Genomic DNA, 20,454 nt, shown 5'->3' with positions numbered 1-20,454 from the left:
GCCATGCTTCAATCCATCGCGCAACAGCGAGAAGATGTCATGAGCAAATACATGCCGCATTCCGGACGGGACAGAAAGACGGCAACGGTCAGGGGCAGCATAGCGCTTGCCGTCCTGCTGGCCTGTTCCACCTCCACACTCGCACAGGAGAGCACCAGCTCCAGCCGGATCGATGCCGTTACCCTGTCCTCCAGCGGGCTGGCCGAAATTCACCGCAGCGCCGCCATCGACGGCTCTACCAGCCTGAGCATCGACATCCCCCTTGAACAGGTGGATGATTTCCTGAAGACGCTCGTCATCCGCGATCCGTCCGGACGGATCGGCGCGGTAACGCTGGACGGTCTTTCACCTGTCGAAGAGACCTTTCGCCGCCTGCCATTCGGCCCGGATCAAATGGGCTCGCTGCCGGATCTCGCGGCCTCCCTGCAGGGAATCCGTGTTCGCGCCTCTTCAGGTGGCCGGGCGATAGAGGGCGCGGTGCTGGGGGTGGGTCGCCACGACCTCACGCATGACGACATTCCGCGACAGGAGCATGTCCTGTCCGTGATCGCCGATAATGGCGAGATCGAGGCCCTGCCCCTCGGAACGGATGCCACCCTCTCCATTCTCGACGAGGAGATGCGCGAAAAGCTGCGCGAGGCAGCCGAAGTCAGCGGGCGGGGCCGCATGGACGACATCCGGACCATCGCGATCGAGCTTGCGGGTGACGGCAGCCGGGACATCGGGCTGACCTATCTCGCCCCTGCCCCGGTCTGGAAGACGGCCTATCGCATGGTGACCGGACCGGAAGGAACCGCGCGGCTTCAGGCCTGGGCCGTGATCGAGAATGCGACGGGCGAGGACTGGGACGGTGTTTCGCTGACGCTTTCCTCGGGCGCGCCCGTCACCCTGGCGCAGCGCCTGCACCAGAGATACTGGCATGACCGGCCCGAGATCCCGGTGACGGTCGGCACGACCGCACCGCCGCGCCCGGACACATCCAAGGCCATGGCGGCAGGCGGCGGCGACGGGCAATCGCAGCAGCTCGAACGTGCGATGGCGCCTGCTCCCATGGCGGAAATGGCCAAGGAAGCGGCCGACATGGCTTATTTCGAACCCGCGGAACCGGACAATCCCGCAATCGCGCAGGAGGGGCTGACCACGGCGACATATCGCATTCCATCACCCGTCGATCTGCCGGCGGGCCAGACCGTATCCATGGCATTCATCGACAATGAGATCCCCGCCGAGCGGGTCTCGCTTTTCCAGCCCGAGCGTGGCGAAACATACCCCATCGCGGCACTGTTCCTTGAGAACGACACCGGGGCCAGCCTGCCGCCCGGGCTGATGACCGTCTATGACGAGGCGGATGGCTATGTCGGGGATGCCCAGCTGACGGGGCTTCCGGCGGGTGAAAGCCGCATGGCAAGTTTCGCCACTGATCGGAAGGTCGAGATCACGACCGAAACCCAATCCCGGGACTCGGTCGGGCAGGTTACCATTGTCGATGGCAACCTTCGCGCAACCCGGTTCTTGCGCCGGGTCACCACCTATTCGATCGAGGGGGCACCGGATGCCGCACGTACCGTCCTGATCGAACACCCGCGCGAGGACGGCTGGAGTTTCTCGTCCGAAGCCCTGGACAGCGATACGCCGACCCATCACCGGCTGCGGGCCCAGATCCCCGCGGGCGGATCCGCCAGGGTGACGGCGATTTCGGAGCGAAGCGATGGAGAGGTTTATGCCCTCGTCGAGACCGATGCGGACACGGTCATCCATTGGTCCGGCATGACAACCGATCCCGAGATCGCCGCAAGGCTTGACGAACTGGCCGAACTCAAGCGGAAGGAAACCGAAAGCCGCGAAACGGTGGAAGAGATCCGGCGCGATATCGAACGTGCATCCGAAAACCAGAGCCGGATCAGGCAGAACCTTGGCTCGGTGCCGCCCGACAGCACCCTGGGGCAGCGGTATCTGGGAATGCTCGAAGAGGAAGAGAACGCGATTGCCGAACTCGACGAAGGTCTGAATGCCGCCGAGACAACACTCAAGGAGCACCGCCGGAAAGTTGCCGATTTCATCCGCAACCTGTAATCGCGGCGATCACACCGACCCTATGGACGGGCGGATAGACCCGCATTATCGGGACAGCAGATTCTCGCAATATTGCAGCCGCTCTGTCGTTACCTGCGTCTTCGTTCCACGATTGGCGGATGGGTTCCAGGTGCTCAGCAAATGTTCGCAGTCTTCGATTTCAGCGTCGGTCCCCAGATCCCTGGCTTCGATTATGCTCTTGCATGCGGTGATATAGCCTTCCTGCCCCTCCTGGACGATCTGCAATTGAAAGGAGGGCGAGTCATACCAGCGAAACAGGTTCTCGCGGCATTCCAGGTAATAATCATCCTCCGCATCGTCCATCGTTTGGGCTGCGTCGGCGTCCAGGGTGTTCTCTGCGGCGACGGATGGATCTTCGCCGTGCCGATCCTTCACCCAATACCCGCCGCCCGCAACAAGAGCGACGCCGATTACGCCTGTCAGAATGACGAGTGATTTTGCCATGATAGCCTCTGGTGTTGAGTTCGATGATGTTTCGGAGTCCCTTGCGGAACAGCTGCCGCACCAGGCTCGCGAGGATCTTTGCCTGTGAATGGCCGCCGCTCAGGTTTCCGGCCGGGCCTCGATGCCTATTTGCGTTGTGCCCCCTCATCCGGCAGCAGATCGAGATTGGCCATCATGTCGCGACCGAGCCGGGGCATTTCCGGGTATCCCTCGCCTTTCTGCAGCGCTCCGGCCATGTCCGCGAGATAATCGCGATCCATGCTGAACGCGCCATATTCCAGAATGTGGTCTTCATACGCCAGAAGCAGATCCGTATCATATCTGTCCAATAGCTGATCGTAATCGGACATCAGGGCCCGGTCATACAGCAGCCGCACAGCCTTTGCCGGATCGGCGGGGCCACCCATACCGTTGCGCACCATGAGCGCCAATATATACCGCGCCGGCCCGAAACCCGGATCGATATTGACCTGCTCTTCAAAAAGCGCGCGTGCCTTTTCGAAGTCGCGCGGCACGCCCAGACCCTCGTAATACATCATGGCAAGGCGGTTCTGGACATAAAGGCTGACCTGGTTGTTCCTGGCCCGTGTCAGGAGCCTGAATATCTCTTCGGGCGGCACTTCCGGAAGTTGCGCTTCCGGACCAGGATAATCCTTGTGAAAATATTTGAAGCCAAGATTCGCGGCGGCGACATATCCGCCTTTTGCGACGGCCTGCTGGTAATATTCTATTGCCGTCGATATGTCCTCTTCGACGCCATATCCAAAATTATACATATGACCCAGTTCCGTGAGGGCGCGGACATTCCCGAGATCGGCCCAATATTCCAGCACGGGCTTGGCGGCCAGGTATTCCTTTTGGTCATATTTCTGCAGGGCGTCTTCAAGCGACGGCGGCCGCCAGGGCGGCTCGACCTGTCTTTCACCCATCAGGTATCCAGCCGCGAAAAGAGCCGTGCCCGCAATGGCAGGAATAACGAATGAGAATATGGCGCGAAGCATAAATCATGTCTCTTCAATATAATACGACACATATCCGGCCCTCCCGGCGAGAACAAGATCGGGCGGTCCTGCGCCCGGCCAGACAAGCCCGGGATACGGTGTTTCCCGCGCGGCGAAAGCCTTGATCCCGCATCATGCATCGGCTACCTCATTCATGAGGCTGACCTTTTGGTCAAGAATCCATTTTCCAAACCTCTCCATTTTGAAAAGGATCTATCCGATGTATCTACGAACCGGTTTGGCCGCCTTCATGGCATTTTTTTCCGTTTCGACAGCCTGGGCCGTTCCGGCCACGGATGAAGGCGCCGAGCATCTGACGGAGGTTTTTCAATCCTATTTCGGCAATGCGAGGGGGTTGTTTCGGTGCGCCCGAGGGCGAAAGCTACAGGCTGACGATCGACGCCACGCCAGCCCTGTCCGGCCTCGCCGACAAGCAGGTGCAGTTCGAGATCCCCAGCCTGACCTATCAACTGACGGATAATGGCGATGGCACCTGGGGCGTCACCGAAGACCAGGAACTGGCATGGTCGTTCACCGTGCCGGGCCTGTTCGAACAGACAGGTTCCGCGAAAAGCCAGTCGAGCGGCATATGGGACGAGAACCTGAAAGGATTTGTCGAGCAGAAAGGCGTGATGACCGACTATGTCGTCGATAACGTGAATTACGTGCCGGTCGACAGCGACAGCGATGAAGCCCTGCCCCTGGACGAAAAGCCGGAAACCCGGGTCTTTTCGCGCGACCATCAGCGCACCGGGCGCTTGGAATTCGAGATGACCGGGACGGCCGGGCAGTCCAGCGGGGTGGATCAGGCCATGAGTTTCCGCGCGGAGGAAATCGAACAATCCATGGAATACATCATGGATGCGAACGGGGTGCCGCTGAATTTCGGCGTGACGACCCCCGGTTATGACGGCACCTTCGATATCGAGGGCGCTCGAAGCGAGGGGATTCTTTCGCTGCTCGCCTGGTTCGTCGCCCATCCCTCGCAAGAACTGATCACCGCCTCGCAGGATGAGCTGCGCGGCGAGCTCGGCGCAGCCATGCCCCTGTGGGATGACCTGTCCATGGATACCACGCTGCGCGACCTGAAGATCACCTCGCCCATCGGGGATTTCGGACTGGCCGAGATGGAATTCATGCTTGGAACCTCCGGCGCGATTGCCGATGGACATCTGCAGGAAAAGATCAGGATCGCGGGCCTCAGCGTCCCCGAGCACCTGATGCCCACATGGGCAGGGCCATTGCTTCCCGAAGAGGCCGCGCTCGATTTCACCTTTTCCGGCTATGACCTCGCTGCGCTGGCATCGCTTGCCATCGACGGCTTCGATCTGACGGCCGAGGATCCGTTTGCCTCGCTGAATCCCGATCAGGTGATGAGCGCCACCCTCCCCGATGGCAATATTCAGGCGCAGATCGCTCCCGGTCACCTGAAAGGCGCGGATTACGCGATCAACTTCGAAGGAGATGGCAGGTTCGGGCCGGAGCAGATGCCGAGCGGCTCCGCGCGCATCTCGGCGACCGGGCTGGACAAGATCGAAGAGGCGCTGAACGCCGCTCCGCCGGAGGAAGCCGGTCAGGCCCTGATGATGCTGCGAATGGCCCGGGCACTGGCACAACCCGGCGAAGGGGGCGCACTGGTCTGGGAGATCGACGCCTCCACGCCCGGCGGGGCGATCACGGTCAACGGGCAGGTCATGGGCGGCGCGCCTCAGCAGCCCTGAACCTATCCGCCAGCGCCCGCCCCGCTTGGATCGTAAAGGGGGGGGCGGGCGCATGCCACATCGATGGCCAGGTGCTGCGGTAATTTCCCCTGCCCATGCGCCGGGCCTATCGGCCGCCAGCGGCGGCGATTGACGGATCGGAACCGGAAAACCTCGATCTCCGGCCCGGTCTCATTGCCTCACCCGTCTCCACCAATAGGGAAGCACCCGCCGGGGCTTCATTCGGAGACGTGCAGGTGCGGCCCCGGCATTTTCACCTTGTCCCTGGCAAGTTCGCCAGAGGCTTCCGGAGCGTTGGACCGAAATGCCTGCCCCGCATCCAACAGGCAGGACCGTCCGTCGGGCGTGGTGATCAACGCCGTCCACGTCCCTTCCGGCGAAGCCCAGATTTCAAGGATCGCGCCACGGTCGCTCAGCCCCGATACGGCGCGGGTTTCGCTATATGTCTCGGTAAGCTGCTCATAGACCTGCGCGGTCGGCAGACAGGCCAAACCAGCAGCAAGGATCAGATCAATCATCGGTGACCTCCTTTCTGACGAGGTTCCACTACCGGATATGACATGACGCATCCTTGCCGGGTGCCCGCCTTGCCCGGGCCCCTGCCGATTGCGCCGGCCTTCCTGGCCGCCTGATAAGCTGCTGACGAATTCAGATGGTCCGGATCCTGACCTGGAAAGATTCGGCAGTAATCCGGCACCGCGTAGTCAGATAGCCGACCAGCGACACGATCTCGACCACGCCCTCCGCTCCGATGGGGATAGACATCCCGGCCGATACGGATGGTTCCGCCACGGCCCGAGCGATGATGCTTCCATGTCTATCATATAAGTTTCATCCGCGCCTTTTGCCAGATGGGCCTATAATTTGTTCGGACGGTCCGCCGCTTTGCCGCATCGTTTCCCGCAGGCCTGCGGGCAAGGCCAGAATGTCCGATTCCAATGCCGCTTGCCCCGGTATCCGGCAACGCTTGGCGTGTGGCGGCAATGACCGGGCGGCACGGGAACGTGACGCATAAGTATTAAAATATGAGTGGAATCTTAGGTTTTGGGTTACCATTTCTATTATGAGGCCTGAACAGCCGCTGATTCCGTCCTTTAACGAATGGTGTGAAGAAAATGGAGGTTTTCAACCGTTTCTCAGAAGCTTACGACCGACTGAAGGTCGAGGAAATGTCCCTGCAGGACTATCTGCTCGGATGCCGTGAAGATCCGGGCTTGCGTGCCACCGCAGCCGAACGAATGATTTCGGCCATCGGCAAACCCGAACTTGTCGACACCAGCCAGGAACAGCGCTTGGGGCGTATTTTTCTGAACCGCACCATCAAGCGCTACCCCGCATTCTCGGAAATGCACGGTGTCGAGGATACGATCGAACGGATCGTCGGCTTCTTCCAGCATGCCAGCCAGGGCCTGGAGGAGCGCAAGCAGATCCTCTACCTGCTCGGCCCGGTCGGGGGCGGCAAATCCACCATGGCGGACATCCTCAAGCGCCTGATGGAGCAGGAGCCGATCTATGTTCTCAAGGCAGGGGATCAGCTCAGCCCGCTCTTTGAATCTCCGCTCGGGCTGTTCGATCCCGAACGCTTCGGCGATCTGCTCGAGGACAAGTACAATATTCCCAGACCCCTGCTGAACTATCCCCTCTCTCCCTGGGCTGTGAAACGCCTCGAGGAACTGGACGGGGATATCTCGAAATTCACCGTCGCCAAGCTGCGTCCCTCGATGCTCCGGCAGATCTGCGTCGCCAAGACGGAACCCGGGGACGAGAACAATCAGGACGTTTCCGCCCTGACCGGCAAGCTGGATATTCGCCAGCTTGAGCATCTCAGCCAGAACGACCCGGACGCCTATGATTATTCCGGCGGGCTGAACCGCACGACGCAGGGACTCTTGGAGTTCGTCGAGATGTTCAAGGCGCCGATCAAGGTGCTGCACCCGCTGTTGACCGCGACGCAGGACGGCAGCTACATGGGCACCGAGAATATCGGCGCCTTCCCCTATCAGGGCATCGTGCTGGCCCATTCCAACGAGGCAGAGTGGCAGCAATTCAAGGCCAACCGCAATAACGAGGCATTCCTGGACCGCATCACCGTGGTGAAGGTGCCTTATTGCCTGCGTGCCACCGAAGAGGCGCAGATCTATGACAAGCTGATCACCAGCAGCAGCCTCAAACACGCCCCCTGCGCGCCCGAGACCCTGCCGATCATGGCGCGGTTCAGCGTGCTGACCCGCCTGCGCGAGCACGAGAACTCGACGCTCTATTCCAAGCTTCGGGTCTATGACGGCGAGAACCTCAAGGATACCGACCCCAAGGCCAAATCCATACAGGAATACCGCGACAAGGCCGGTGTGGACGAGGGCATGACCGGGATCTCGACCCGTTTCGCCTTCAAGGTGCTGTCGGAAACTTTCAACCACGACAATACCGAGATCGCTGCCGATCCGGTGCATCTGATGTATGTGCTGGAACAGACCATCCTGCGCGAGCAGTTCCCCGAGGAAACGCAAGGCCGCTATCTTGAGTTCATCAAGACCGAGCTGACCTCGCGCTATGCCGAGTTCATCGGCGAGGAAATCCAGAAGGCCTATCTCGAATCCTATTCGGATTACGGCCAGAACCTGTTCGACCGCTATATCGCCTATGCCGATGCCTGGATCGAGGATCAGGACTACAAGGATCCCGATACCGGCCAGATGTATGACCGTGAAGTGCTGGAACAGGAGCTTGAGAAAATCGAGAAACCGGCAGGCATCGCCAATCCCAAGGATTTCCGCAACGAAGTGGTCAAGTTCGTGCTGCGCGCCCGGGCCGAGAACGAGGGCAAGAATCCCGACTGGCACAAATATGCCAAGCTTCGCCGGGTGATCGAGAAGCGGATGTTCTCGAATGTCGAGGACCTGCTGCCGGTCATCAGCTTCGGGGCCAAGCGTGACCGGGAAACCGATGCCAAGCACGCTGAATTCGTCGAGCGCATGACCGATCGCGGCTATACCCAGGGCCAGGTCCGGCGGCTGGTGGAATGGTACATGCGGGTCCGGAAAGCCGGATAGGCGGCGCGGGCCATGGCACAGTTCATCGACAGGCGGCTCAACCCCAAGGACCGCAGCCTCGCCAACAGGCGGCGATTTATCCGGCGCGTCCGCGGGGCGGTCAAGAAGGCGGTGGATGCCTCGGTGCAGAAACGCGGCATCGCCGATGTCGATCGCGGCGAAAGCGTCACCGTCCCCGGCGGCGACATCCAGGAGCCGAGCTTTCGCATCGCGCGTGAAGGCGGCCACCGCGAGCATGTCCTGCCCGGCAACCGGGCCTACCGGAAAGGCGACCGTATCGACAAGCCGCCGGGCGGTGCCGGCACGGGCCGCGGGGGCGCGCCGGAGGGCGATGGCGAGGACAATTTCCTGTTCGTGCTGTCGCGCGACGAGTTCCTGGACCTCTTCTTCGAGGATCTGGAGCTTCCCGATCTAGTCAAGCGCAGCATGAAGCAGACCGAGGCGCGCAAGCCCCGGCGCTCGGGCCTGTCCGTGACCGGGTCTCCTGCCAATCTCAGCGTCCAGCGCACCATGCGCAACTCCATCGGCCGCCGGATTGCCCTGAGACGGCCGAAGAACGAGCATGTGGACGAGCTGCGAGAGGAAATGCGTGACCTTGAGGCGCGGCTCGATCCCGATGACAAGACCGGGCGGGCAAGGCTGAAACGGCTGCGGGCGCAGATCGACCTGCTCGTCCACCGGCAGAAACGCATTCCCTTCCTTGACCCGCTGGATGTCCGCTACCGGTTCTTCGAGATGCAGCCCGAACCCACGGCGAAGGCGGTGATGTTCTGCCTGATGGATGTATCCGCCTCGATGGGCGAACGCGAGAAGGACCTGGCGAAACGGTTCTTCACGCTTCTGCACCTGTTCCTGAAGCGGCGCTATGACAAGGTCGAACTGGTCTTCATCCGCCATACCCACCAGGCGCATGAGGTGGACGAAGAAACCTTCTTCCACTCCCGCGAAAGCGGCGGCACCGTGGTCAGCACCGCCCTGATCGAGATGAAACGGATCATCGACGAAAAATATGCGCCATCGGAATGGAACATCTATGCCGCGCAGGCCTCGGATGGCGAGAACTATTCCGGCGACTCGGCCAAATGCATCCAGATCCTGAATGGCGGGCTGATGAAGCTCTGCCAGTATTTCGCCTATGTCGAGATCATCGGCAAGGACGAGGCGCTGATCCTGACCAATAACGACAATGGCACGGAACTCTGGCGCTCCTATCTCGAGGTTGCCGCGACCTGGCCGAATTTCGCATTGAAACGCGTCGCCGAGCGATCGGATATCTACCCGGTGTTCCGGGAACTCTTCTCGAGTGAAACGGAGACATCGGATGGCTAAGGCGGCGAAAGGCGGCGGCTTGCTGTTCGACGGCAGCGATTGGGATTTCGACACGCTCTGGCGAAGCTATGACGTGATCGAGGACATCGCGCGGAACGATCTGGGCCTCGATCTCTATCCCAACCAGATCGAGATCATCTCCTCCGAGCAGATGCTTGACGCCTATTCCTCGGTGGGCATGCCGCTGATGTATCACCATTGGTCCTTCGGCAAGCAGTTCATCTTCCACGAGCGTCAATATCGCAAGGGCATGCGGGGCCTCGCCTATGAGATCGTCATCAATTCGAGCCCCTGTGTCAGCTATTGCATGGAAGATAACAGCATGCCCCTGCAGGCGCTGGTGATCGCACATGCGGCTTGCGGGCATAACCATTTCTTCAAGAACAACCACCTGTTCCGGCAGTGGACCGATGCCGAGGGAATCCTCGATTACCTCGACTATGCGCGCGGCTATATCCAAAGCTGCGAGGAACGGCACGGGCCGGCCGAGGTCGAGGAACTGCTCGACGCCGCGCATGCGCTGATGCCCGTGAGCATCTTTCGCCACCGGCGCCCCCCCACGCCATCGATGCGCGCCGAGAAGGAGCGTGAACGCAAGCGCAGCGAAGAGGCCGAGCGCGCCGTCTATTACCTGTGGTCAACACTGGACCAGGGCGACAAATCGAAGGACAGGACCGAAGAGGCGGAAGAACACAAGTCCAGGATGCATCTGCCCGAAGAGAATATCCTGTATTTCATCGAAAGCTACAGCCCCGCCCTGAAACCATGGGAACGGGAGATCTTGCGTATCGTCCGCAATATCGGCCAGTATTTCTATCCCCAGCAGCAGACCAAGATCATGAACGAGGCTGCGCCTGTTTCGTGCATTACCATATCCTGAACAAGCTGCACGAAACCGGCCGTATCACCGATGGCGCCATGCTGGAGATCCTGCACAATCATACGAATGTGTTGACCCAACCGTCTTCGACGACCCGCGCTATGGCGGCCTCAACCCCTATGCGATCGGTTTCGCGATGATGCGGGACATCCAGCGGATCTGCCTGGAACCGACCGAAGAGGACCACCGCTGGTTTCCCGACATCGCCGGCTGCCGCGACTGGAGGAATGTGCTCAAACAGGCATGGGAGGGATACCGCGATGAAAGCTTCGTCCAGCAATTTCTCAGCCCCAAGGTGATCCGCGATTTCCGCATGTTCGCGCTGACCGAGGATGACAGGAACAACTGGTACACGGTCTCGGGCATTCACGACGAATCCGGCTATCAGACCGTCCGCGACACGTTGGAACGGATCGGAGATCTGTCCCTGTCGCAACCGATCATCCAGGTCGTCGATGTCGATCTTCTCGGGGACCGGGTGCTGCATCTTCAGCACCGCAAGGTGGCTGGCATGCCGCTTGACGAAGCCGACTCCAAGGCCACGTTGCAGCATTGCAAGCGCCTGTGGGGTTACGAGGTGGAACTGACCGAAAGCCCGGTGTCATCAGCGAGATAAACAGGCCAGTGGACAAGCGCTTGCGGACACGCATCAACAGCAGCTCGGAATTTGAAGGACATCAGGGGCAGTTTGCGGGTTTGATCGGTCATGAACCATTTATGCACCCATGAATCGCAGAGAGGACGCGCGGCGCCACGTCAGGAAATAATTGGCGGCCCGTGACAGGTCAGTTTTGCATGTAGCGCCCTTGTTGGAGTGTAACTCCAGATACTGGCGAATGGGTAGTTCACTCGGTGTCATCGATCAGTTCCAGTGATCCGTCACGCAGCGGTCGCAACAACCCGGTTGTCGACACATCATCCATTCGTCCGTTTCTTCCGTGATCACCAATATTTCTGCGCAATTTCAGAACCTAGCTACCTATCAAAAGCGTTCGAGGGTGCTGGCGCGACGTCAAGGCGTGCCGTTTTCTGCCCTATTGGTGAACGATTTTCTATTGTCTGTGGTGTTGGCCACGAGACAATGACGCATCGACGCGGACAGTTGATATGTCTCATACCGGTTCCTGCCGTCATGTATCCAGCACCCAGGGCATGCTTTTCGGTACTGTCACCCATTTCATCGTTCAACTTCGGGTAACGAACACCACAAGCCTCTGAAATCAATAAGTCCAGGATCTGGATACGGGTTTCCGCGAATATGCCAATAATTCAGATATTAACTATGGCTGGCCATTATCTTAGTGATAAATTCGATCTGCTCCGATTCAAGGAAATACTTGGGCTTACCAAGGCAAGTGTAGGGTTCCGAATTTTCACGCTGGTATAACTCAACCCCCAGAAGGTTGTGGACTTCGTCAACTTGCTCTCTTATCCGATCAAAGAAGGCGGAGATAACCTCCGGTGCGACTTTTGGCTTGTCTGGTATGATATCGGGAAGCTCTTCTATTATGCGGTCCGTCATGGCCAAAACTTTTGGATCTCGCGCCATCTTGTTAAGTCGGCGTTGGATTTCGGCCTCGGTGGATGTAAGGGAACGATTGATGGTTTCTTGCTTCGGACGATTGAGATCGACTCCTAACCAATGGCTGACCACCTTCAGAATCTCATGCCGGTGCCGAGAATAGTTCTTAACTTCCAGATCGATGCCTGCATTTCGGCAATTCCGGATTACCCTAGCCACATTCGCAGGCTGATTGAATGATCTGAGGGCCGACTCGAAATGGCCACTAAATGTCCGTTTCTGGACCGCCTGCAGATAGGATGATGCCGCGTTTTCCAGCGGGTTTCTAACCATCAAGAGGATGGACACATCCGGTGGCGAGAATTTCTCTAATACAGTATTTATTCCCTCTCCAGAGGCAAACCTGAGGAACAGCCCCTCATTGGAGACCAGTAATTTATGATCGGGGGGGCACGAGTTTTTAGTTAGAAACTCTGCTAGTTTGTCATCTCTGACATTCCCGGAAGTAGTTTCGCCTCTCAAGGCTTTTTGCTTGGTCTGTTCGTGCAGGGGATAGCAATATCCTGCTAGGGAAAGCTCCGCTTCCGAAGCAGCCAGCGCGGCCTGCAGGTAGCTTGATCCAGTCTTTCCATGACCGATATGGATCTTGATCCCAGCCATTATCACCCCTTGTTTCTCAAGCTTCATAGCCCGCTTAGATTCGAATGGTCAACGTGTGTCATTCATCTGGACGTCGGATTAATACTAATAACGCATCGCAACAACTGTCCTGCTGTCTGCATAGCTATCGTGGATGCCGTCAGCGGTGGCACTGAACCGTCCCCAATTTGCCACAATCCGAGTGAGGAACCCCGGCAGGATGGAGGCATCGCCGATACGGTTGCCGGTGATTTCGACGGCGCGAACCTCTAGCAGGTTGCTGAAATAGTCGATCCTCGATAGCGTCTTTAGCAGGTTGCGGATATGGCGAAAATGGGTAAATCAAGGCACGCTCTTGTTCGCCGGCAGACGCAGATCCGCAGGAGTTTCGGTCTGGCGGCCATATGCCGTCACCCATGCCCGGGGTGAACCCTGCCCCGATGTCCAGCGACACGCCGTTTCAAGGAGGAAGCCGGATGTATCCCGACCTTTACCTGATGCGCCATGGGCAAACCGAATGGAACCTTGCGGGACGGATGCAGGGTCGATCGGATTCTCCTTTGACGGAACTGGGCATGGCGCAGGCCGCGCGGCAATCCGAACTGATCGGTGACGTCACGGCAGAGCGAATTTCCAGCCCGCAGGGCCGCGCCCTCCGGACTGCGGATGTCGTGTTTGCCGGCAAGGAATTCAGGGTCGATTCCCGGCTCTGCGAGATCGATGTCGGCGAATTCACCGGGCATAGGGTCGAGGAGTTGCGGCCCGCCCATCCTGAATGTTTCGCCGGCTCACCTCTCGATTGGTACGACCGCTCACCCGGCGGAGAGAATTTCACGCAATTGTCGGTCCGTTGCCAAAGCTTTCTGGACGATCTGACCGGCCCGGCCCTGATCGTGACACATGGGATCACGCTTCGAATGCTGCGTATTCTCGCGCTTGGCCTGCCACGGTCGAGGCTGGCAGATCTGCCTGTTGAACAGGGGGCAGTCCATGTCGTTCGAAAAGCGGCTCACGAGGTCTGGCGCTGATCGCCGCAACAGGTTAAAAGCACCGCCGGGGGCGGTTAGCTCAGTTGGTAGAGCGCTTCGTTTACACCGAAGATGTCGGGGGTTCGAATCCCTCACCGCCCACCAAAATACTTTAATAAATTCAGCCAAATAGAACAGTTTAAGCTACAATTTTCAGAATGTGCGGGTTCATTGGACCTACAGCGATGAAGTGCGCTTCGACCATGCCCAGAAACGTGACGATCCAAGCATTCGCATGCCACGCTAGCGCATGTTGCATGACATGCGTTGCCCGTTTTCTCCGGCTTCGGTCCATCTCGCTTATGTCACAATGCCGTGAAAAGGCCGCATCTCGTCATCCGGTTCGATTTCAACAATGGCGTGGCGGCCCAGCAATGTGCCGAAATCCGGGTGATCTGGCGTGGCGAGACCTTCGACGTCGAATCATATCTGCCGTCAGCTGGGTGATGGCAGTCGCGGTGTCCACATCCACCGCAATGATCGCCCTCCTACCCTCCGGCCGCCCGAAAGACTGATAGGAGGCGCGCTTGCCTCGATACCATTCCTGGTAAAACCTTTATGCTTGCGTGGCGGCGCCGGGAGGAAGGGCGCCGCCACCGGCCCTTCAGACGGCGAGGCTGAGCCCGCCCTGACAAGCCGACTCCTCAGCCCGATCCAGCAGGCGCTGCAATGCGGCACCCCGGGCGAAGTCGGGATCAACTGCCCCCTCCCCCCGGATCGCATCGACGAAACGCCGATAGATCGGCACCACCGGCGGGCAATCGATCTCGTGCCATTCCGCGCTTTGCAGATCGGGGGCAAGGCAGGCGCGCAAGCGGCTTTGCTGGCGCTCGAAACTGACCTCCAGCCCGCCCGTATCGCCATATATACGCAGCCGCAGGTCGTTCAGATGGCCGCTGGCAAAGCGTGTCGCCGCCACCGTTCCCAGCCCACCATTCTCCAGCAGAAGCTGCATCGTCACCGAGTCGTTCGCATCGAGGGTATAATCCCCGATCCGCCCACCCGATGCCTTGTCGAAAGTGGCCAGGCGGCAGGACACTTCGCGGGCATTCTGCGCGGCGATGAAGGTCGCGAAATCAAGGATATGGATCCCGACATCGCCCAGAACCCCCTTGGAGCCATGCGCGGTGGACAACCGCCACAGCCATTGGCTTTCGCTGCGCCAATCGCCCCAGGCAGGCTGGGTCAGCCAGCTTTGCAGATAGGATGCCTCGAAATGCCTCACCGTGCCGATTTCGCCCGCGCCGACCATGCGTGCAGCCTGCTGCAGGGCGGGCACGTTGCGGTAAGACAGGTTGACCATGTTTACCACGCCCGCCCTTGCGGCAGCCTCGGCCATTTCCCGAGCCTGGGCGGCATCGGTCGCCAGGGGTTTTTCACAGAGCACATGCTTGCCCGCCGCCAACAGCGGCATGGTTGTCGGGTAATGCGCGGCATCGGGGGTGACATTCGTCGCCGCGTCGAACTGGCCCCACAAAAGCGCTTCGTCAAGCGAGCCGAAAGCCTGCGGGATACCGTATTCCCCGCAGAAAGCGGCCAGTTGATCGGCGCGGGTATCCACGCCCGCGACGATCTCGACATCCGGGAGTTCGGCGAAACCTTCGGCATGGTTCCGCGCCATGCCGCCGGTGCCAAGGATCAAGAGCCGGATCTTGCTCATCAGCGGAACCCTTCCTCGCCATGTTGATGCAGCCGGGGGCCGCGCTCCTCGATGGGTTCGAGCGCCTCGGTCACGGGAACATTCGGCGCGATATTGGGATCGGAAAGCCGCGGCGCCGGGTTATGCGCCCATTTCGCCGCATTGATCAGCACACGCTGGACATTGGCGTCGTGATAGGTCGGGTAGGTTTCGTGGCCCGGCCGGAAATAGAAGATATTCCCGGCCCCGCGCCTGTAGGTCAGACCCGAACGGAACGCCTCGCCGCCCGAGAACCAGCTGAGGAAGACCGTCTCCAGCGGCTCGGGCACGCCGAAGGGTTCGCCATACATTTCCTCGTTTTCCAGTTCGAAATGGTTCGGCAGCCCGGCGGTGATCGGATGGCCCCGCGAGGTGATCCACAGCCGTTCCCGCTCGCCCGCCTCGCGCCAGGTCAGGTTGCAGGGGCTGCCCATCAGCCGCTTGAAGGGCTTGGAGAAATGCGCCGAATGCAGGAAAACCATCCCCATGCCCGACCAGACGGCATTGCAGATCCGTTCGACCACTTCGTCAGCGACCTCTCCATGAGCGCAATGCGCCCACCAGAACAACACGTCGGTCTGCACCAGCTTTTCTTCCGTCAGCCCATGCTCGGGCTCTTGCAGCGTGGCGGTCGCCGCCGTGATCGCGGGGTCTGCGTTCAAACCTTCGGCGATCGTACCGTGTATCCCTTCGGGATAGACCGATGCGACGATCTGGTTTTTCCGCTCATGGACATTCTCGTTCCAGACGGTAACGCGGATATTCATCTTGCTCTCCTCGAATTGCTCCGCCGACTGCGCGCGCGGGGTTTGACTGGTATTGTTGACGGCAATGTCAGCGGAGCGGCTGGCCGTCCGCGCCGAAGCGATGCAGGTGCTGTGCCTGCGGTTGCAGCGACACCTGGCTGCCATAGGGGATCGCCAGCTTGCCGGGCTGGCGGACGACCAAGGGCTCGTCCGCGCCGATCTCGACGAACAGGTAATTGTCCGAACCCAGATCCTCGGCGTGAACGACTTCGCCCTGCCACTCGCCGCTGCCATCCGGCGTCAATTCGATATGTTCGGGGCGCGCGCCAAGCGTCGCGCAGCCCTTGGCATCCGCAAAGCTGCCGGTCAGGAAGTTCATCTTCGGGCTGCCGATAAAGCCCGCCACGAAAGTCGAGTTCGGGTTTTCGTAAAGCTCGGCCGGGGTGCCCACCTGTTCCAGCTTGCCATCGCGCAGCACGGCGATACGGTCGGCCAACGTCATCGCCTCGACCTGGTCATGGGTGACATAGATCATCGTCGTGTCCCGCATCGCGTGATGCAGCTTGGCGATCTCCAGTCGGGTCTGCACGCGCAGCGCGGCGTCAAGGTTCGACAACGGCTCGTCGAACAGGAACACCCTCGGATCGCGCACGATGGCGCGACCGATGGCAACGCGCTGACGCTGGCCGCCCGAAAGCTGCTTGGGCAGCCGGTCGAGCAGATGCTCGATCTGCAAAAGCCCTGCGGCCTCGCGCACGCGCCTGTCGGTTTCGGCCTTGTCCGCCCGTGCCAGCTTCATGCCGAAGGCCATGTTGTCATAGACCTTCATATGCGGATACAGCGCATAGCTTTGGAACACCATCGCGATGCCCCGGTCGGACGGGACGAGATGGTTCACCTTCTGGTCGTCGAAAAGCAGGTCACCCGAGGTGATTTCTTCCAGCCCCGAGACAAGGCGCAGCAGGGTCGATTTGCCGCAACCGGAGGGGCCGACAAAGACCATGAACTCGCCCTTGCGGATTTCCAGGTCGATGCCCTTGATCACCTCGACGGCGCCATAGGATTTGGTGACGTTCTTCAGTTCGATCTTGGCCATGGTTTCAGCCTTTCACTCCGCCTGCGGTCAGGCCCGCGACGATCTTGCGTTGGAAGATGAGGACGAGGACGATCAGCGGCACGGTCACGATGACCGAGGCCGCGAGGATCGGACCCCAGGGGATTTCCTGCTGGGACGCGCCCGTAAGCAGCGCGATGGCCACCGGAACGGTCCGCATGGATTCCGAGCTGGTGAAGGTCAGTGCGAACAGGAATTCGTTCCACGCCCCGATGAAGGCCAGAAGCCCGGTCGTGACCAGCGCCGGCCAGAGCAGCGGCAGGAAGACGCGGGTGATGATGACCCAAGGGTTGGCGCCATCCACGATGGCGGCCTCTTCGATCTCGACCGGCAGATCCCGCATGAAGGTTGTCAGCACCCAGACCGTGAAGGGCAGCGTGAAGATGGTATAGGACAGGATCATCGCCCAGGGGGTGTTGAAGATGCCAAGGAACCGGACAAGTTCGAACAGCCCCGCCAGAACGGCAATCTGTGGAAACATCGACACGGCAAGGATGGTCATCAGCAGCAGGCCCCTGCCCCGGAACCGCACGCGGGCCAGCGCATAAGAGGCGGTCACCGCCAGGAACAGCGCGAAACCCACCGTGCAACCGGCGATGAAGACCGAGTTCAGGATCGAGCGCGGAAAATTCCGGCTGCCCAGAACGGCCTTGTAATTGGCAAGATCGAACACTTTCGGCCAGTAACTCACCTGGAACAGCGCCGTGCCGGTCGAGAAGCTGGTGACGATGGCGTAGTAGAACGGGAATACCGCGAACAGCACGATCACGGCGACCAATGCATAGAACGCGATGCGGGAAGGCAGGTTGCGGGTCATCTCTGGCTATCCCCCGACAGATCGACGCGCCCCAGCCAGATATAGAGGCTGACGAAAACGGCGATGATGGCAAAGAGCAGCGTCGATTGCGCGGCCCCATAGGCGAATTTGTCGAAATCGATCATGTTCTCGCGGCTGATGACCGACATGGTCTTGGTCGCCGCCGAGTTCGGCGTCAGCACATAGACCAGATCAAAGATCCGCAGCGCGTCCAGCATCCGGAAGATGACGGCAACCATCAGCGCGGGCTTGATCAGCGGCAGGGTGATGCGGAAGAACACCTTGACCGGATGAACCCCGTCCAGCCGCGCCGCCTCGTAGATGTCGCGGGGCACCATCTGAAGCCCGGCCAGGATCAACAGCGCCATGAAGGGCGTGGTCTTCCAGATATCCACGATCAGCACCGCGGTCATGGCTGTGTCGACGCTGGCGGTCCAGGCGATCTTCTGGTCGATCAGGCCGACACCCAGGAGGATATCGTTGATGATCCCGAACTGGTCGTTCAGCATCCAGCCCCACATCTTGGCCGAAACGATGGTCGGGATTGCCCAGGGGATCAGGATCGCGGCGCGCACCAGCCCCCTGCCCTTGAACTCGGCATTCATCACCAGCGCCACGATCAGGCCGAAAGCGGTCTCGAACCCGACCGAGATCAGCGCGAAGCGCACGGTGTTCCAGACGGCGTTCCACCAATGCGGATCGACCAGCGTCCCGCGAAACACCACGCGTCCCGAGGACAGGGTTCGGACGGATAGGTAGTTGTCGAAGCCGATCCATTCGGCTTCATACATGCTCGACAGGCTGGCATCGGTCATCGAGAACCAGATGGTGCGCAAGAGTGGCCATGCGGCGACGCAGAACAACGCGATCAGCATGGGCGCCAGGAACCAGAAGGCCGCCCTTTGCCTGCGTTGCTTCAGACTGGGGCCCGCGGCGCGGCCCAGGGTAAGGTCGGTCATTGGAATATCTCCTCGTCATGGCCCATCGGGCCGATGGGGACGGGCGTGGTAAACGCCCGGCCCAGTCGGTGGGGCCGTCAGGCGGTCAGATCACCAGCCCGAACCCTGGATGTCGCTGAGATCCAGTTCCAGCAATTCGAGATTCTCGGCGGCACTGCCCGTCCCGGACAGGGTTTCATGGACCGCCGACCAGAATTTTGCCGAAACCTCGTTGTATTTTCCCTTGGTTGCCGCCGAAGGGCGCGGGACCGCCTGTTCGAACACCTCTTTCCAGCGTGGGACAAAGGGCACCTGCTCGGCGATGTCGGGATCGTCGTAAAGCGCGGTGATGGTCGGCAGGTTGCTGTTTTTCAGCGTCGTGCTCTTCTGCCCTTCGGGTCCAGACAGATATAGCGCAAGGCTGATCGCCGCCTCCTGCTTGGTCGAATATTTCGAAACCGCGACATTCCAGCCGCCGAGCGTCGCGGCAGAGCCGTCTCCGCCCGAAGGCAGCGGCGCCACGTCGAATTTTCCCTTCACCGCGCTGTCATCACCATTCGACAGGTTGAAGGCATAGGGCCAGTTGCGCATGAAAACCGCGTTGCCGGTCTGCCAGACGCCGCGCGCCTCTTCTTCCTGATAGGCCAGCACGCCCTCGGGGCTGATCGTGCCGATCCAGCCAGCCGCCATCTCCAGCGCCTGTGCCGCCGCGTCGTTATTGACCGAGATGGTGCCGTCCGCCTCGACGATCTGCCCACCACCGGCGGATTTGATCCATTCCAGCGCATTGCAGGTCAGACCTTCATAGGCATTGCCCTGCCAGACATATCCCCACAGATCCGCCGCGCCCTCGGCCCGCTCGGCATCCTGGATTTCCTGTGCGGTCAGGGTCAGCTCTTCCCATGTCGCGGGAACTTCCTTGCCGTATTTCTCCAGCAGGTCGGCGCGGTAATACAGCGCCGGCGCGTCAGTAAAGAGTGGCAGCGCGACCAGTTTGCCATCAACGGTCTGGCTTTCGATAACCGAGGGGAAATGCTGCGGGATCAGGTCCTTGGCGGCATCGGACAGATCGACGAAATGATCGGCCAGTTGCGGCGCCCAGATGACATCGGTCTGATACAGATCCACGTCGGTCGTCCCGGCAGCCAGCCACAGGCGATATTGCGCGAACTGATCCGAACTCGAAGCGGGCATGGGCACCAGCGTCACGGTATGCCCGGTCGCCTCTTCCCAGGGCTTCACCGTCTCCCTGAAATTCTCGAGGGCATTCCCGACCGCCCCGCTGACATAGAAAAGCTCTTCGGCGCCGGCAGGCGACATCCCCGCGGCCACGCATAGCGCGCATATCGACAAGCCGGACTTCACCATCCGTATTTTCATGATCTTCTCCTCCCTGATTGCAGCGCCGATATGGCCCGCTTCACTCCCTGTTGCGTTTCGCCGCGATGATTCT

General features: G+C 60.1%; 17 protein-coding genes and 1 tRNA gene. 8 read left to right on the top strand and 10 right to left on the bottom strand.

Features of this window, described 5'->3' with window-relative positions; genetic code table 11:
* Nucleotides 1–39: 39 nt before the first annotated feature.
* Nucleotides 40–2,073, top strand: coding sequence for a DUF4139 domain-containing protein (locus A7A09_RS05185; RefSeq protein ID WP_211341043.1), 2,034 nt, complete (start codon nucleotides 40–42; stop codon nucleotides 2,071–2,073).
* 45 nt (nucleotides 2,074–2,118) lie between these two features.
* Here A7A09_RS05185 and A7A09_RS05180 read toward each other — a convergent pair whose 3' ends face one another.
* Both A7A09_RS05180 and A7A09_RS05175 read right to left on the bottom strand, forming a co-directional pair.
* Nucleotides 2,119–2,538 (bottom strand): hypothetical protein, encoded by a 420-nt coding sequence (locus A7A09_RS05180; protein ID WP_106690371.1) that lies wholly within the window; start codon nucleotides 2,536–2,538, stop codon nucleotides 2,119–2,121.
* Between the two features lie 125 nt (nucleotides 2,539–2,663).
* On the bottom strand, nucleotides 2,664–3,467 hold the full coding sequence (locus A7A09_RS05175) for a tetratricopeptide repeat protein (protein ID WP_170167019.1): 804 nt from the start codon (nucleotides 3,465–3,467) through the stop codon (nucleotides 2,664–2,666).
* A 416-nt stretch (nucleotides 3,468–3,883) separates the two neighbouring features.
* Here A7A09_RS05175 and A7A09_RS05170 point away from each other — a divergent pair, with 416 nt between their 5' ends.
* Nucleotides 3,884–5,260, top strand: a complete 1,377-nt coding sequence (locus A7A09_RS05170) for a hypothetical protein (protein WP_245999141.1) — start codon at nucleotides 3,884–3,886, stop codon at nucleotides 5,258–5,260.
* A gap of 218 nt (nucleotides 5,261–5,478) precedes the next feature.
* Here the strand turns inward: A7A09_RS05170 and A7A09_RS05165 are convergent, their stop codons facing one another.
* Entirely contained in the window at nucleotides 5,479–5,778 is a 300-nt protein-coding gene (locus A7A09_RS05165) for a hypothetical protein (RefSeq protein WP_106690369.1), read from the bottom strand.
* A gap of 597 nt (nucleotides 5,779–6,375) precedes the next feature.
* Between A7A09_RS05165 and A7A09_RS05160 the strand changes: the two genes are divergently transcribed.
* The 4 genes from A7A09_RS05160 (at nucleotide 6,376) to A7A09_RS22000 (ending at nucleotide 11,135) form a co-directional block, all read left to right on the top strand.
* Entirely contained in the window at nucleotides 6,376–8,310 is a 1,935-nt protein-coding gene (locus tag A7A09_RS05160) for a PrkA family serine protein kinase (RefSeq protein ID WP_106690368.1), read from the top strand.
* Nucleotides 8,311–8,322: 12 nt separating this feature from the next.
* The gene (locus tag A7A09_RS05155; protein WP_106690367.1) at nucleotides 8,323–9,639 is read left to right on the top strand and encodes a YeaH/YhbH family protein; all 1,317 of its coding nucleotides are present in this window, start codon (nucleotides 8,323–8,325) and stop codon (nucleotides 9,637–9,639) included.
* Nucleotides 9,632–10,519, top strand: a complete 888-nt coding sequence (locus tag A7A09_RS22005; RefSeq protein ID WP_366465476.1) for a SpoVR family protein — start codon at nucleotides 9,632–9,634, stop codon at nucleotides 10,517–10,519. Before A7A09_RS05155 ends, A7A09_RS22005 begins: the two co-directional genes overlap by 8 nt.
* Nucleotides 10,520–10,655: 136 nt before the next feature.
* Entirely contained in the window at nucleotides 10,656–11,135 is a 480-nt protein-coding gene (locus tag A7A09_RS22000) for a SpoVR family protein (RefSeq protein ID WP_366465474.1), read from the top strand.
* Nucleotides 11,136–11,795: 660 nt separating this feature from the next.
* On the opposite strand, the gene A7A09_RS05145 is transcribed toward A7A09_RS22000, so the two are convergent.
* Nucleotides 11,796–12,701 carry a hypothetical protein gene (locus tag A7A09_RS05145; RefSeq protein ID WP_148043612.1) on the bottom strand — a complete coding sequence of 302 codons (906 nt, stop codon included), beginning with the start codon at nucleotides 12,699–12,701 and terminating at the stop codon, nucleotides 11,796–11,798.
* 455 nt (nucleotides 12,702–13,156) lie between these two features.
* On the opposite strand from A7A09_RS05145, the gene A7A09_RS05140 reads away from it, so the two are divergent.
* Nucleotides 13,157–13,708, top strand: a complete 552-nt coding sequence (locus tag A7A09_RS05140; protein WP_106690365.1) for a histidine phosphatase family protein — start codon at nucleotides 13,157–13,159, stop codon at nucleotides 13,706–13,708.
* A gap of 29 nt (nucleotides 13,709–13,737) precedes the next feature.
* A tRNA-Val gene (locus tag A7A09_RS05135) sits at nucleotides 13,738–13,813 on the top strand.
* Nucleotides 13,814–14,312: 499 nt separating this feature from the next.
* On the opposite strand, the gene A7A09_RS05130 is transcribed toward A7A09_RS05135, so the two are convergent.
* The 6 genes from A7A09_RS05130 to A7A09_RS05105 form a co-directional block, all read right to left on the bottom strand.
* A complete protein-coding gene (locus A7A09_RS05130; protein WP_211341042.1) occupies nucleotides 14,313–15,368 on the bottom strand; it encodes a Gfo/Idh/MocA family protein in 1,056 nt (351 codons plus the stop codon).
* On the bottom strand, nucleotides 15,368–16,153 hold the full coding sequence (locus tag A7A09_RS05125; RefSeq protein WP_106690364.1) for a ThuA domain-containing protein: 786 nt from the start codon (nucleotides 16,151–16,153) through the stop codon (nucleotides 15,368–15,370). The genes A7A09_RS05130 and A7A09_RS05125 overlap by 1 nt, the downstream gene beginning before the upstream one ends.
* A 67-nt stretch (nucleotides 16,154–16,220) precedes the next feature.
* Entirely contained in the window at nucleotides 16,221–17,228 is a 1,008-nt protein-coding gene (locus tag A7A09_RS05120; RefSeq protein WP_106690363.1) for an ABC transporter ATP-binding protein, read from the bottom strand.
* A gap of 4 nt (nucleotides 17,229–17,232) precedes the next feature.
* Complete coding sequence (locus tag A7A09_RS05115) at nucleotides 17,233–18,063, bottom strand: carbohydrate ABC transporter permease (RefSeq protein WP_106690362.1); 831 nt, start codon at nucleotides 18,061–18,063, stop codon at nucleotides 17,233–17,235.
* Nucleotides 18,060–19,022, bottom strand: a complete 963-nt coding sequence (locus tag A7A09_RS05110; RefSeq protein ID WP_106690361.1) for a carbohydrate ABC transporter permease — start codon at nucleotides 19,020–19,022, stop codon at nucleotides 18,060–18,062. Before A7A09_RS05110 ends, A7A09_RS05115 begins: the two co-directional genes overlap by 4 nt.
* 90 nt (nucleotides 19,023–19,112) lie before the next feature.
* Complete coding sequence (locus A7A09_RS05105) at nucleotides 19,113–20,381, bottom strand: ABC transporter substrate-binding protein (RefSeq protein WP_106690360.1); 1,269 nt, start codon at nucleotides 20,379–20,381, stop codon at nucleotides 19,113–19,115.
* Nucleotides 20,382–20,454 lie beyond the last annotated feature (73 nt).

The sequence above is a fragment of the Paracoccus methylarcula genome (assembly GCF_003007735.2).
GTDB classification, from domain to species: Bacteria; Pseudomonadota; Alphaproteobacteria; order Rhodobacterales; family Rhodobacteraceae; genus Paracoccus; species Paracoccus methylarcula.
This window is presented reverse-complemented; position numbering and strand designations above follow the sequence as displayed.